The sequence below is a fragment of the Niastella caeni genome (genome assembly GCF_004834005.1).
GTDB classification, from domain to species: domain Bacteria; phylum Bacteroidota; class Bacteroidia; order Chitinophagales; family Chitinophagaceae; genus Niastella; species Niastella caeni.
Genome location: NZ_STFF01000001.1, coordinates 1179315 through 1194218 on the forward strand (window position 1 = coordinate 1179315; position 14904 = coordinate 1194218).

The 14904-nt window shown below is 43.1% G+C and carries 12 protein-coding genes; 4 read left to right on the forward strand and 8 right to left on the reverse strand.

The window, feature by feature from the left end; translation table 11 throughout:
• Positions 1 to 2 precede the first annotated feature (2 nt).
• The 3 genes from rsmA to FAM09_RS04570 form a co-directional block, all read right to left on the reverse strand.
• A complete protein-coding gene (gene rsmA, locus FAM09_RS04560; protein ID WP_136575875.1) occupies positions 3 to 755 on the reverse strand; it encodes a 16S rRNA (adenine(1518)-N(6)/adenine(1519)-N(6))-dimethyltransferase RsmA in 753 nt (250 codons plus the stop codon).
• Positions 756 to 1049: 294 nt separating this feature from the next.
• On the reverse strand, positions 1050 to 1496 hold the full coding sequence (locus FAM09_RS04565; RefSeq protein ID WP_136575876.1) for a hypothetical protein: 447 nt from the start codon (positions 1494 to 1496) through the stop codon (positions 1050 to 1052).
• Between the two features lie 180 nt (positions 1497 to 1676).
• Positions 1677 to 3659, reverse strand: a complete 1983-nt coding sequence (locus tag FAM09_RS04570) for a T9SS type A sorting domain-containing protein (protein WP_136575877.1) — start codon at positions 3657 to 3659, stop codon at positions 1677 to 1679.
• Positions 3660 to 4007: 348 nt separating this feature from the next.
• Here FAM09_RS04570 and pdxA point away from each other — a divergent pair, with 348 nt between their 5' ends.
• Positions 4008 to 5105, forward strand: a complete 1098-nt coding sequence (pdxA, locus tag FAM09_RS04575; protein WP_136575878.1) for a 4-hydroxythreonine-4-phosphate dehydrogenase PdxA — start codon at positions 4008 to 4010, stop codon at positions 5103 to 5105.
• A gap of 384 nt (positions 5106 to 5489) precedes the next feature.
• On the opposite strand, the gene FAM09_RS31380 is transcribed toward pdxA, so the two are convergent.
• From FAM09_RS31380 to FAM09_RS04585, 3 genes are all read right to left on the reverse strand, one after another.
• Positions 5490 to 5624: a hypothetical protein gene (locus tag FAM09_RS31380; RefSeq protein ID WP_262711644.1), complete on the reverse strand. Its 135-nt coding sequence runs from the start codon at positions 5622 to 5624 to the stop codon at positions 5490 to 5492.
• A gap of 210 nt (positions 5625 to 5834) precedes the next feature.
• Positions 5835 to 6539 carry a hypothetical protein gene (locus tag FAM09_RS04580; RefSeq protein WP_243751594.1) on the reverse strand — a complete coding sequence of 235 codons (705 nt, stop codon included), beginning with the start codon at positions 6537 to 6539 and terminating at the stop codon, positions 5835 to 5837.
• Positions 6540 to 6604: 65 nt separating this feature from the next.
• On the reverse strand, positions 6605 to 7552 hold the full coding sequence (locus FAM09_RS04585; RefSeq protein WP_136575880.1) for a hydroxypyruvate isomerase family protein: 948 nt from the start codon (positions 7550 to 7552) through the stop codon (positions 6605 to 6607).
• A gap of 540 nt (positions 7553 to 8092) precedes the next feature.
• On the opposite strand from FAM09_RS04585, the gene FAM09_RS04590 reads away from it, so the two are divergent.
• The 3 genes from FAM09_RS04590 (at position 8093) to FAM09_RS04600 (ending at position 12739) form a co-directional block, all read left to right on the forward strand.
• Positions 8093 to 9055, forward strand: coding sequence for a formylglycine-generating enzyme family protein (locus tag FAM09_RS04590; protein WP_136575881.1), 963 nt, complete (start codon positions 8093 to 8095; stop codon positions 9053 to 9055).
• 66 nt (positions 9056 to 9121) lie between these two features.
• Positions 9122 to 10459 (forward strand): Gfo/Idh/MocA family protein, encoded by a 1338-nt coding sequence (locus tag FAM09_RS04595; protein WP_136575882.1) that lies wholly within the window; start codon positions 9122 to 9124, stop codon positions 10457 to 10459.
• Between the two features lie 291 nt (positions 10460 to 10750).
• Positions 10751 to 12739 (forward strand): ATP-binding protein, encoded by a 1989-nt coding sequence (locus FAM09_RS04600; RefSeq protein ID WP_136575883.1) that lies wholly within the window; start codon positions 10751 to 10753, stop codon positions 12737 to 12739.
• 45 nt (positions 12740 to 12784) lie between these two features.
• Here FAM09_RS04600 and FAM09_RS04605 read toward each other — a convergent pair whose 3' ends face one another.
• Positions 12785 to 13657, reverse strand: a complete 873-nt coding sequence (locus tag FAM09_RS04605; protein ID WP_136575884.1) for an ABC transporter permease — start codon at positions 13655 to 13657, stop codon at positions 12785 to 12787.
• Complete coding sequence (locus FAM09_RS04610; RefSeq protein WP_136575885.1) at positions 13635 to 14570, reverse strand: ABC transporter ATP-binding protein; 936 nt, start codon at positions 14568 to 14570, stop codon at positions 13635 to 13637. Before FAM09_RS04610 ends, FAM09_RS04605 begins: the two co-directional genes overlap by 23 nt.
• Between the last annotated feature and the right edge of the window lie 334 nt (positions 14571 to 14904).

Below are 14904 nucleotides of genomic sequence, written 5' to 3' on the forward strand. Positions count from 1 at the left end.
CTTTATTTCATAGTAAAAGTAAGCCGCGCAAAATCGTTCACCGTTAATTGTTCGGCCCTTTTATCAAAAATAGGATCTGTCAGCGCTTCGGGGGTATATAAACTTTTCACGGCGTTGCGTAACGTTTTACGCCGTTGGTTAAAAGCTGTTTTCACCAGCACAAAAAATGACCGTTCACTTTTCATGTCGGGTACGGTTTGTTTTGGTGTTAACCTGATCACCGCACTCTTTACTTTTGGGGGTGGGTTAAATGCATTTTCATGCACTTCGAACAAATATTCCACATCATAAAAAGCCTGCACCAGCACACTCAATATTCCATACACTTTATTGCCTTCGCGGGCAACTACCCGTTGCGCCACTTCTTTCTGGAACATGCCAATAACAACCTGTACACGCTCCTTCCATTCCAGTACTTTAAATAATATTTGTGAAGATATATTATAAGGGAAATTGCCCACAAGGGTGAAAGGCTCGCTAAACGGTTGATCGATGGTCAGGAAATCCTGGTGAATGATCTTTGATTGTAAGGCTGGATACTGTTGCAGCAACCAATTTACTTTCTCTTCATCGAGTTCTACGCATTTAAAGTCAATGTTTGGCAGGGTAAGTAAATACCTGGTCAAAGCACCGCCACCGGGCCCTACCTCCAACAGCCGCTGAAAGGGATGCTCCTGCAGCGCCTGTACTATTTTATGACATACATTTTCATCGATCAGAAAATGCTGTCCCAGCGATTTTTTTAATGTATACACAGGGCAAAAATACAAGAAAAGCTGCAAGCTTCAAGCTGCACGCTACAAGCTCCGGCAATAAGCAAGTTAATAAGGTGAAAAGGTGATAAGGTTGACAGAGTTGATAAACCCTACCAGCCATTTATTATTAGCATTTCCCGATTCACGAACCAAACCATGAACACTAACCTGGAACCAGACCCTCCCTTTAGGGGACTGGGGGATAATAGCAAAGAGGTAGGGTTTTATCATTCAGGAATGAAAGTAAACCGTACCTCTTTTGATCCGCATGAAACTTAAACCTTAGTCAACCTTTTATTGTAACCATCCTGTTCTATGATATGTAGGCCTGGGCTTTGGCAATTCCTGTGCAGCAGGCATGCAGCTTTGCATATACGCTGCATAGGTAAGCCCGTCATTAGTAACTGCATTAAGTACCGGTAAAGCAACAGGTATTATAGCTGGCGCCGGATTGCCGGCTGTTTGGCCGCTTTCCATATTTTCCAATGAATTCATAATATCATCAGCCAGCTTATCAGAAGTAATGACGCCATCGGCCATTATGTTTGCAATTAAAATATCGGTCGCAAGTTGATCGGTCGATACAACACCATCAATCACCATGTTTGTTGTTACCAATCTTTTGCCAACTGGCTGAGTTGGAGATGTTCTTCGATAATTTATATAGCCCGGGGTGTTTTGCGCCTGTGCCTGATCATGACATAAAGCTATGATTAACACAGCCAATAGGGTGTTTTTCATAAAGACGGATTCTTGGAAATCTATAAACGTACCTTTTGAAATTTTATTGGTAACACTTTACTAAAATAAACACTTAATAAGTAAGGTACGTTTGCTTAATTATTTATGTACTGCATATTACACAATAACTACATGCTGCCGTTATGCTGCATGCAATATTACGCATGTGGCTGCTTTGAATTACTTCACCAAAACCATTCTATCTACATATACATGCTTGCCCGATAGCACTTTTACCGTATACACGCCTTTTGCCCAACCACGAAAATCAGTAAGGGTTATAGCGTCATCTCCTTTCTTCGCCCGGGTGTTCATTGATCTTACCAGCTGTCCGGTAACGTTATAAACTAGCACGTCAACATCTCTATCTGCATCTGAATGAATATTGATACGTAAATGATCTCGCACCGGGTTCGGCTGCAACGTTATATTGTATTCATTGCCGGCAGTTATGGCTACGCGTATAACCTTACTGTATTGCACAGAGCCATTGCGTACTGATATTTTAATGCGATAATATACATACGAACTGCGTAAGCTATTTGCATTATCGGTTGTTGTATAGGTTACATAGCCAGGGGTAATGCCCTGGTTGTTTACAGTATCTGCCAGTGTAAAATGTATGCCATCAATACTTCTTTCAATTGTAAAATATTTTATGTCCTGGTTGTTGGTAACAGACCAGTCTAGTTGAACCAAACTGTTCTTAAACGCTCCTTTAAAAGACACTTCGTTATTAGAAAGCACGGTGCAATTGGGGTCGTACGCAATCACCACCGTATCGGTTGAAAAGGCAGGACAACCATTATCAAGGCTTTGGGTAACAACGTAGGTACCCGCCTGATCTACGGTAACAGAGGTGCCGTTGGTGGCGCCAATAATGTGGCCGTCGGTTGTAGTCCAGCTATAGTAAGAAGTTGCGTACGGATTAGTTACCTCTATTTCGCTGATTCCAGTTGTTCCGCAATACATGGGTATATCCGCAGCAGCTGTTGCCCGGGGCGGCAGGAACAGGTCAAAAGGCCCGATAAAGTCTTTTAATTCTGCATTGAATGAAGTGGATGCGCGCGTTTTAATTAACACCTTACTAAATGGAATGCCGCAAGCGGTTACGCCCATTAACGTTTGTGGGTTAAGCCCCAATACGGTGAGGTTCACCCCAAATTCCATAAACTGGTTCGCCTGGTAACTGGTAAGCACGGCATTATTAGCCCGTACCAGTTTAAATGGACCAGCCCAGGTGGTTGTAGCGTTCGCTGTACCAAAATAAAAGGGATCGCCCGTTTTAGGTTGTATACCGGCGTACCCGTATTGTGCGGCGTTATCAGCGCCTTCGAAGCTACCCGTCCAGTCGAATGCAACGGGTGTTATTGCCATTGAAGCCTCATCTATCCAGATACGCGCTTCAATAGAAGATAATGTAGAGCTGCCATAGTCAGCAGAAAAAATGATGTCGCCTGCCTGCGTTACATTGCCAGATGCATCAAATTTCCACGAGGTGTGACCGGCATCGGGCCCATAGCCGGTAAACGACCGGGTACTGCGGGTATAAAATATGTCGGTTTGGTATAACTCAAAATCAAAATACCGGTTACCATTGGTGGCTTCCAACACCAGCCCCCCAAACATCCAAAGCGTATCGGCAATCGATAAAGTAGGACCTTCTCTTCTTATATGAATAAAGGCATCGAGGATATCATTTTTATTAGGTACACCTTGCGCATCGGGACAGGTCCAATCTGCCGGGCTCATGCCATTTTTATTACTGCCCGAAGCAAATACGGTTGTATCAATATCATGGTAGTCGCGCACAAAAACTGCATCGATCAAAGTTTTTGTGCCATCCAGTTGGGTATACGCCGGATAACGCATTTTTCGATAGAAAGGAGTGGTTAACCCGATACCGGAAGCATATTGCGCTGTGATGGTTCCGGCCCCTGTTGTATCAATTACAAATACACTACTACTGCTGGAGCCATTGCGGTAATACCAGTCATCGTTATTTTCTATTGTATATGCGCCATTATTGAACCAGTTGTTCTGCACATCGGCATCAACGCCAAATTTAGCCTTGATAATGGGTGATGTAACCTGCGCTTGTACCCAGGAAGTGCTGGCCAGCAAGAGCAGGAAAGGTAATCTTTCACTGATACGGATTTTCATAATAATACATTTTAGCGCTTCACAATTTCACTCCCGGTATTAACCGGTTTTCATAAGGTTATTCTTTCGGACCATATCAAATGTATAAAACATTATATTACAGTCATATAGAATATATATAAATTGATATATCTTAATAATTGTTTTCCCACAACTTGTAATAGTTTGTACTTAAAAACTGCCTGAAAATGCCCGCTTGAGGTTGAAGAGAAAGACGAAAAGGCTGTTCAACCGGTCATCCGGCCAGACTTTCGGTTTATTACTTACTGCGTGTGGCGTGAAGCTTCGACCTAATAACTTTCCTTGAACATTATATCGTAAATTAGCCGCTTCAATAGTAAACTCACAATGAACGCACAACAACAAAAACCCATAATAGGCATCTCGATCGGCGATTTGAACGGTATTGGTGCAGAATTGATCATAAAAACACTGAACGATCACCGCCTGCTCGAGCTTTGTACCCCCGTTATTTTCGCCTCTAATAAAGTGATCAATTTTTACCGCAAATCGGTACCTGACATCAACTTCAGTTACCAGAGCATTAAAGAACTGAACCGCGTGAACTTTAAACAGATCAACATTTTTAATTGCTGGGAAGAAGAAGTTGGCATTACGCCTGGCCAATTATCTGATGTGGGTGGTAAATATGCTATTAAATCTTTAACCGTGGCGGTGCAGGCGTTGAAAGAAAACAAGATAAATGGACTGGTTACCGCTCCTATTCATAAAAAGAATACGCATAGTAACGAATTCAATTATACAGGTCACACACCGTACCTGAAACACATTTTTGGCGTACAGGATGTAGCCATGCTGATGGTGGCAGGTAATTTCAGGGTTGGTTTGCTGAGCGAACACATACCGGTAAGCGAAGCCGCCAAATACGTTACCCGCGAAAACATTCTGTCAAAGCTCAGCATCATCAATAATTCACTCATAAAAGATTTTGGTATAGATAAACCCAAAGTGGCTGTACTGGGTTTGAACCCCCATGCTGGCGACGAAGGATTGATTGGCCGGGAAGAAGAAGAAATCATTAAACCCGCTATTAAAGATGCCCGCCACTTTATGCTGGCGATGGGCCCTTACAGCGCCGACGGATTTTTTGCCCGCAGGCATTATGATAAATTCGATGCGGTACTGGCTATGTACCACGACCAGGGTTTGATTCCTTTTAAATCACTGGCTATTGGCGAAGGGGTGAACTATACCGCCGGATTACCTGCAGTGCGCACCTCACCCGATCATGGAACCGCTTTTGATATTGCCGGTAAGAACAAAGCTGATCATTCTTCTTTCTTAACTGCTATATACGAATGCATCGATATTATTAATCGCCGCAGTGGGTATGTTGAAAGCCATAGGAACCCGGTGAAGAAAGTTACGCCCGCTATTCTTGCCAATGTGGAAGATGAAAAAATTGAAGATACCAACAACGAATAACAATTTACAGCAACGCATAAAAACAAAATTCCCCCCGGTATTAACCAGGGGGATTTTATTTTGATAGGACAAGTAGGCTAAGGTTTAAGAAACGAGTTGGCTTGTAGAAGCCTGCCTTCCGGCAGACAACTTGTTCATGACATAAGCTAAGGTTTAAGAAATAAGATGCCAGTCATTGCAACTATTTCATGCATAGGCTAAGGTCTAAGAAATGAGTTTGCTGCGCCTCAGTGAAGCGAGGCCTGCTATAGCAACTATTTCATGCGTAACGCATAAGCTAAGGTTTACGAAATAAGTTTCACACACCAGAGCAACCATTTCATACCAAATACAAGCAACGCCTGCTTTTATGCAGGGTAAATAGAAGGAAAAGCGTACGAGCAATTATCTGAACACACCCTGGAATCTGTTGTCTTTAACAACCAACTGGTTTGTTTTTTCTATAACAATAGCACGGGTTCTTAGTGAATAAAAATAACCGGCAGGTGGTACTTTGAAGAGTCGCAGGAATAAAGACATGTTTTCAGTTTTCAGGTGTACTTTTCACAATTAAGGTGCGCATATATAACGTATGTGTTGAATATATTATTTCCCTTAAAAAGTAATAAAGAGTAATACTTACACTTCAACCAGCTGATTATCATGCACCTGAAACTTATCGCATGCAAAATATTTGACATAGATCAATAAACTGGTAAACTTGTTCATGTTGGTCAAAAGGGTACCCTTTTACTTGAAGATATCGTTGGCAATTCCTTTGTTTATAGTATAATTGGTGTAAGAAATTTGAATTTTCCCCTTCTGGTTTCCGGTTGTGGTGGTATTGTTCTTGGGTTGCTGCTCGCCGGCATCATAATCGAATGCGAGTCCTTTGGGTAATTTATAATCTTTGGTAGCAAATAAAAAGGTGATGATATCGGGCAGGCCGCGATTGGTGTACTTACCGTATTGCATTTCCATTTCGTAGGTGCCATTTTCGCGGGTGGTAATGATGGCTTTTTTCACCAGCGCTTCTTTTTCATCGATATACAGGGTTGAAACCACAACGTCGCTTTTTTCATCGAGCGGCAGTAATTTTATAATGGCAACCGGCGCGCCATTGATAGTGCTTTTTCCGGCCGGCACGGCGGTATAATTATTTCCTTCAAATAAAGAAGCCAGGTTAATATTGCCGCCGCCTTTGGGTACTATGGAAATACCGTCCTGCTTTTTGATCTTGAATTTATCGGGCTTCTTATAATAGATGGTCACTTTAGACTCGGGTACCTTCATGAACGACACATCGGTTTTCATTACGCCTTCAGCCTGATAGTCGTTCACCAGCGCCAGTTTTTCTTTTACCTTTTTTATCAGCTCATTGGCATCCTGTGCCCGGCTTACCAAACCAGGCAGCAAAAACAGCATCAACAGTCCTGCAGGAACAGAAAATTTCATAGCCAGATTATTCATGATACAAATTTAACACACTACTATCTGTCGGGTACATATTTAACGAAGCCTTACATAAAGTTATCCGCTTCGCGGTAGGCTTTTATCAACGCCAACTCTCCCTCGGTACCTTTTTGAAAATTTCCATGCTCCATACCCAGAATTCCTTTGTATCCCTTGCCATGAATATGCTTGAAAATATTCTTATAGTTCATTTCACCGGTGCCGGGTTCTTTTCTGCCGGGGTTATCACCAATTTGCAGGTAGCCGATCTCATCCCACGATTTGTTGAGGTTATTGATGATATCGCCTTCGTTTCGCTGCATGTGATACATATCGAACAACATTTTACACGAGGGGCTGTTCACCGCTTTGCAGATCATATATGCCTGATCTGAATGACGCAGGAACAGATCGGGATTATCGCTTAACATTTCCAACACCATCACCAGGCCATGCGGCTCCAATATGGTGCACGCTTTTCGCAAGGCGGTAATTACATTGGCTGTCTGGTAGTCGAGCGACAATGATCTTTCATAATTGCCCGGCACTACCGTCATCCATTTAGCGCCACAGCGTTTGGCCACTTCCACCGCTGTTTTGCAGTCATTGATCATTTTATCTATCCACTCCTGTTTGCCGGTTGTGAGCGTGGTGCGCCAGTGCCAGTTATCTGATGTAATGACAAACACCCCCATATTCATGCCCAGCTTTTGCAGGGTATCTCCTATTTTCTTTTGTTGGTCTACAGTACGGCCCATCATGCCATTGTCTTCAATAGAACGAAAACCATGATCGTACGCAAATTTTATCTGGTCAATGAAATCAGCGCCACCATGGCTCTTGAACATACCATCGTGAAAAGCATAATTTAAATTGAAAGGTTTATCTGCAACAGGTGCAGACCCGGCGGTGCGGGGTTGCCGGTAGATTGAATTGCCAGCAGCGCTAACTCCGGATGCTGTTAAAAGAGAAGCGCCAGCCAAAGCAGTTTGCTGCAGAAAATTTCGTCTTTTCATATAGTGCCGTTTAGCAATTAAAATTATGGATAATAATATTTAGCAGTTCGCATGTTATCAGGTAAAAAAAAAAATAAACAACCGCATGTGATTTAGGGTATCATAGCCTTTGTACGACTTATAAGGAGATTTGTATTACAATAAATAAGGTTGGATTTATATTTGGGCAATTCGGCAGCCGGCAATCGTGAAATGACAAACGTGAAACGGTAGTCGTGAAACGGTAGTCGTGAATCGGCAATCGTGAAACGGCAAACGGCAAACCCCGACTTAATCGGGAGCAGGCTGTGAGGTCAAGATAAGATAGTGTTTTTTGCTTATGGCTTTTAGCTTTCTGCCTTTAGCTTGCAGCGTGTAGCATGCAGCTTGCAACGTCTAGCTGTATTGCTTATGGCTTATAGCTTGGAGCTTATAGCTTTGTCTTCCGCGTGCAGCCCTCTTCCCCGCAGTGCAAACGTTTTCCAAACTAAACCCGGTCCCGGTTGCAAATGGAATGCTTTAATTTCTTAATTTCCGTGCCTTACATTAAAAGAACTTCTTGTGAAATTTGTACAATTTGTAATTGCTTTTTTGTTTAGCAGCACCTGTGCCCTTGCACAAACCAACAATTCAACCGCATTCGCCCCCTACGATCAAACTATTCCAGGCAGTAGTGTAACCTTTAATATGGTACCCATACAGGCCGGTAGTTTTATGATGGGCAGTCCTGGTACCGAAGCAGGACATAAACCCGCAGAAGGCCCGGCAAAAAAAATTCGGCTCGATGCATTCTGGATGGGCGCTAAAGAAGTTACCTATGATGAATTTTTATTGTTCTTTAACGATGAAAATACTCCGCGCGATTCAGAAGTAGATGCCGTTACCCGCCCTACGCCACAATATATTGACCTGAGTTGGGGCATGGGAAAACAAGGCGGTTTCCCGGTTAACAGCATGTCGCAGTATACCGCAATGATGTACTGTCGCTGGTTGTATAAAAAGACCGGCATTTTTTACCGGTTGCCAACTGAGGCTGAATGGGAATATGCATGCAGAGCAGGCAGCACTGGCGCCTACTACTTTGGCGACAATGCAAAACAACTGAAAGACTACGCCTGGTTTGCCGATAACAGCAATAAAAAGTACCAGAAAACAGGACAGAAAAAACCCAATGCCTGGGGTTTGTATGATATGCTGGGTAATGTAGGAGAATGGACCCTTGACCAATATCGCGAAGATTATTTTACAGCGCTTGGCGATACGGCATTGAACCCCATGGTAGCACCCACGGTTACCTATCCCCGCGCGGTTCGGGGTGGTGGTTATTTAGATAAACCAGATGCATTACGCTGTGCAACCCGAATGCCGTCAAATGCGTCATGGAACAAACGCGATCCCCAGATGCCTAAAAGCAAATGGTGGCTGACCGATGCCATGGCAGTTGGCTTCCGTATCGTTCGCCCGGCACAAGCGCCCACTGCTGAAGAAGCAGAAGCCTTTTATGCAAAATATTGCCACGAGTAACACCCATGCGTTACCTGGTTATACTAATAGAGAATTCCTGATTTCGTTATTTTAAAACTGATGCAAATGAGCACTGAAAATTCTAACAACCTTGCCGCTTCACGCCGCCGGTTCGTAAAACAAAGTACCTGGCTGGCCGGAGGATTACTTGCAGCTCCATTACTTTCAAAAGCCAATTATTTTTCTGGTGCAGACGATACCATAAAAGTTGCGTTGATCGGTTGTGGCGGCCGCGGAACCGGCGCTGCCATGCAGGCCTTATTAACCAAACAAAACGTTAAGCTGGTGGCCATGGCCGATGCTTTTCGTGATAATTTAGACCGCAGCTATAAACGGTTAACATCTTCGCAAAACAACGAGGGTAATATTAAAGATCGCATTGATGTTCCCGAAGAAAGAAAATTTTCCGGGTTCGATGCATATCAGAAAGCCATTCCCCTGGCAGATGTGGTGATCCTGGCCACACCGCCCGGTTTTCGTCCCATTCACTTTGAAGAAGCCATCAAGCAAGGCAAACATGTATTCATGGAAAAGCCGGTTGCCACTGACCCTGCTGGTGTAAAGCGGGTGCTGGATGCGGCCGAAGTAGCCAAGCAAAAAAAATTAAATGTGGTAGTAGGTTTACAACGTCACTACCAGAACTCATATCGTGAATTATTCAAACGCAAAAACCTCATCGGCGATATTACTTCGGCACAAGCCTGGTGGAACAACGATGGCGTATGGGTACGCCAACGCCAGAATGGACAAACCGAAATGGAATACCAGATGCGCAACTGGTACTACTTCGTTTGGTTATGCGGTGACCATATTTGCGAACAACACATCCACAACATCGATGTGGTGAACTGGTTCAAAGAAAGTTACCCGGTGAAAGCCCAGGGTATGGGTGGCCGGCAGGTGCGTAAAGGGAAAGATAATGGTGAGATCTTTGATCATCACTACGTAGAGTTTGTTTATGCTGATGGTTCTGTGCTCAACAGCCAGTGCCGGCATATACCAGGCACTATGAGCAAAGTAGATGAATTGCTGATCGGTACCAAAGGCATCATTCAATGTGGCGAAGCCAACATTCTTGGCCCTAAAGGAAAATTATTATTCCAGTTCGATAAACAGACCGAAAACAACCCTTATCAAACAGAACACGATGAGTTGTTTGCGGCTATTGCCAAAGGTGAATACAAATTTGCCGATACCGAAATGGGCGCTAAAAGCACCATGACCTCCATTCTCGGTCGTATGGCAACGTACACCGGGCAGGTGGTGGAATGGGATAAAGCATTGAATTCGGGATTGAACCTGCAACCGAAATCATACGACTTTAATGCCGCTCCGCCTATATTGCCTAATGATGACGGATTTTATACGATTCCCATTCCAGGCGTAACAAAGTATGGATTTTAACAAGCAAACAAGATAGTTATGCCCGAAAGAAGTTCACGATAGCAATAACCTTCTTTCGGGCTTTTATTTTTAATCAAGTCTGCTATAATCCATTAAAAATTTTACTTACCTTCCCCATATTGGCAGCCAGCTTCGCTGCCGCAGGCCTAGTTTAGTAGCAAAGTATTCCCTGGCTAAAACATAGCCACCAAATCAACCAATCAAAAAGGCAAGGAAAGCTCAATGTGTAATTGTATGGGTGTTAATACCCTGAAGAATTTGCATGTTGTGTAATTAAAACAAAATACAAGAATGAAAGGTGTTTCGCTTTTCAAGTGGTTCAAGAACATATCCATTGCTAAAAAATTGTATTTAACGGTAGGCCTCATGGCCACCCTGATAGCTATTGAATTAGGCGCACTCGTGTTCTCCATAAATACACTTTCGTCTGTACGGGCATATGTAAGCGGTGAAGGCCTTTGGTCAAAAGCGCAGAAAGATGCCATGTACCAGTTATTGAAATACAGCCGCAGTCATGACGAGGCCGATTATCAAAAATTTAAAGAGTTCATGAAAGTGCCCGGCGGCGATCATAAAACCCTGGTTGAGCTAGGCAAGGAAAATCCTGATATGGAAATTGCCCGGCAGGGTTTTATTGAAGGCCGTAATCATAAAGATGATGTGGAAGGCATGATCAACCTGTTTACACGATTTAATTCTATTTCGTATATAAACAAAGCCATAAAGATCTGGTCGCAGGCCGACCCGTTGGTAGCCGAGTTCATTCCTATTGGTGAACAATTACATAAAGAGATCAACTCACCCCACCCCTCCCATGAAAAGATCAATGAAATTGTTCAGGCCATTGACCCATTAAATGCACGCCTAACTATACTGGAAGATGATTTTTCATATACACTGGGCGAAGGATCGCGGTGGCTCGAAAACCTGGTATTAAAATTATTATTTGCAATTGCGCTTACCGTTGAAATAACCGGTTTAACCTTAGCCATTATTGTTAGCCGGAACATTCAAAAAGGATTGAACGAAATTCTGCAATCGGCCAAAGCGGTTGCCAAAAATGATTTCAGCCGCAAAGCAAAAGCATTTTCAAAAGACGAGATCGGAATCCTGGCCAATAACTTTAACAACATGGCCGATGAGTTGGACCGCAGTATCCGTGACATTGAGCAGGCGCAGCAAAAATTCAAGGGTTTGCTGGAATCGGCCCCCGATGCCATTGTGATCGTTGGTGAAAAAGGTATTATTCAACTGGTTAATAAACAATGTGAAAATGTTTTCGGCTATGGCAGGAATGAACTGATCGGCTGTAATGTGGAGTTATTATTACCTGAACGGTTCCGTACCTCCCAAACGGAAAACCAGAAATTATTTTACGATAATCCAGGTATCCGTTCTACAGGAGCGGGTATTGAACTATTAGGCCGTCGTAAGAACGGAGAAGAGTTCCCGGTTGAAATAAGTTTAAGTCCGCTTGAAACGGAAGAAGGCATATTGATAACGGCCGCAATCCGTGATATCTCCGAAAAGAAGCGATTGGAAAAAGAGATCAGGGAAGCAAACGTTACACTTGAGAAAAAAGTAAAGCAACGCACTGCCGAGTTGGAAAGCAAGAACAAAGAGCTGGCACAATTTGCGTATGTGGCTTCGCACGATCTGCAGGAGCCCTTGCGTACCACGTCAAGCTTTGTTGAGCTGCTGCGTAAACAATACCATGGCAAAATTGATGACAATGCGAACAGGTATATCGACTATGTAATACAGGCTTCTGACAGAATGAAAACGTTGATCAAAGACCTGCTCGATTACTCGCGTATAGGTCGTGAGAAAAAAATTGAACCCGTAGATTGTAATGTGGCATTTTCAGAAGTAATAGCCGATCTTGCCAAAGTGATCAAGGAAAACAAGGCTGAGATCACGGCGGGCGATCTTCCGGTAATAAATGCTTTTCCAACCGAATTAAAACTGCTATTTCAAAACCTAATCAGTAATTCCATTAAATTTCAAAAACCAGGCATAGCGCCGCATATTGAAATATCTACTGTAAGAGAAAATGGCTACTGGCATTTTCAGTTTCGCGATAATGGTATTGGTATAGAAAAACAATACCAGGAACGCATATTTATTATTTTTCAACGGTTGCACAACCGCTCGGTGTATGAAGGATCGGGTATTGGCCTGGCGCATTGCAAGAAAATAGTTGAACTGCATGGCGGTACCATTTGGGTACAGTCGGAAGCAGGCAAAGGCAGCACCTTCCATTTTACGCTGGCGGATTGAGGCGAATCGTGAAACGGCAAACGTGAAACGTGAAAAAGCTAGTATTCATGACAACACGTCTTTCTTTTTAAATATCACTACCGCAGCTACTACAAAGCCAACAATATGCACAATTAAAATGAAGGCCGAACGCAAGATCCCCGGCAAATTCTGAATACTACCCGGCACCGCACTGTTCCCGGTTGTTGCCTGAATATCGAAAAAGCCTTTCCATCCCAGCATATGCGAGGTAAACAAATACGGCTTCATAGATAAAAACAAAGGCAGGTCCATTGTAGTGAGAATGGTGCAAACTATAACTATGCTCATTGCGGCCACAATGGGACCAATAGAATTCTCAGCAAACAGGGAAAGAAAGAATGACAATGCGGCCACCGTTATCATGGCAATAGCGGCAAATCCAAAGGCCGCCAGGTAACGCCAGAACACATCCGATTGTGGAATTTGAATGATCACCTGGCTTTGAAATACCATCAGATCGCCGGAACCAAATACCAGCAGGGACACGAACAACGAAAGAATGGCCATCCATATCAATAACAGTAAAGTATAAATAGAGGAAGCCAGGAACTTACTTACCAATAAAGTAGAGCGGCTGATGGGTTTGCTTATTAATAAACGCAAGGTGCCCATATTGGCTTCTCCGGCAATCATATCGCCGCCCACCAACGCAATAAGCAATGGCACATGTATCAGCAGGGTTTGTAAAATGAAATAACAAACAAAGTATCCATTCAGTATTTTACCTTCTACATTAAACCGTTCTATACTTTGCAATAAAAAACCAATGTACGTTTTCCCATCGAGGTACAATGCCAGTTGAATTAATATAACAATAGCAGCAATGGCAATAAAAGCAATATAAGTACGTGGCCGTTTGAATATTTTAAAAAGCTCAATTTGTAAAAGTGTCCACATGCCGGTTTTCGGTTGTTAATGACAGAAAATAAGATTCTAATGAATTCTGCGGTTGCAGGGCCATAATGTTGGCGCCTGCATTTACCAGGTCGGCAGTCAATTCGGGCACTTGCGGCTTATTCATTTGCAGCAGAATAACATTGTTACTATGCTCTTGCAGATTAGCGCTCCATTTACTGCTTTGCAACCAGGTAACTACCTGTTGCGGATTGGTTACTTCAAGATGCACCATGGTGCGGGCAGGATCAACCAATGCGGCAACGGTGCCTTCCATTATTTTTTTGCCTTTATCAATGATGAGCATGCGGTTGGCTATCAGTTCAATTTCATGTAACAGGTGCGACGACACCAAAATGGTTTTTCCCTGGTGCCGGCTCAGGTGTAAGATAAGGTTACGAATATCAGCAATACCCTGGGGATCTAGTCCATTGGTGGGTTCATCGAGGATGATCAGTTGGGGATCGTGAATGAGGGCAATGGCAATTCCCAAACGCTGTTTCATTCCCTGCGAATATGTTCGCACTTTGCTATGCGCCCGCTCGGTAAGCCCTACCTGTTCCAACTGATCATTTAATTTTTTTTCATTGACGGCAACGCCACTCATTTTTGCAAACAGGGAAAGGTTTTCGTACCCCGTCAGGTATTTATACAGATCGGGCTTTTCAATAACAGCCCCTATTTGCCGTAATATCGCTTTTCGATGGGAATTTAAATTCTTACCAAACAATTCAATGGTTCCCGCTGTTGGTTCAATGAGGGTAAGCAACATGCGGATGGTAGTAGATTTACCAGCCCCGTTTTGTCCCAGGAAACCATAAATATCTCCCGTGTTCACAGTGAATGAAATATCATTTACTGCTTTCACTTCCCGGTACTGTTTACTCAAATTACTAACCTGTATGATCGCAGACATATGTTATATAAAATGTACAAATTACAACCGGAAATGGTTCGAGCCTGAAAAATATACTGCCCGGCAGCTATTATTAAGACCGATTTAACCAAAATATATTTTTATGCGAGCCTACTTGCAAAAGACAAATCCGTTATTTACATTTGTAAGAATCGTCTACATCCTCTGATAATCCCGTACCCCCCGCAGGATATTATTTTCTTCCTGTAGTAAATTCCAAAACCTACATAAGCCGCTGACTATTTGAACAATAGCAGAATTCAGATAAAAAAAGTCTCCGGTTTAATTTCTTCCAGGATCTGCTTTTATCGTACAAATACTTCCAATTCCTACG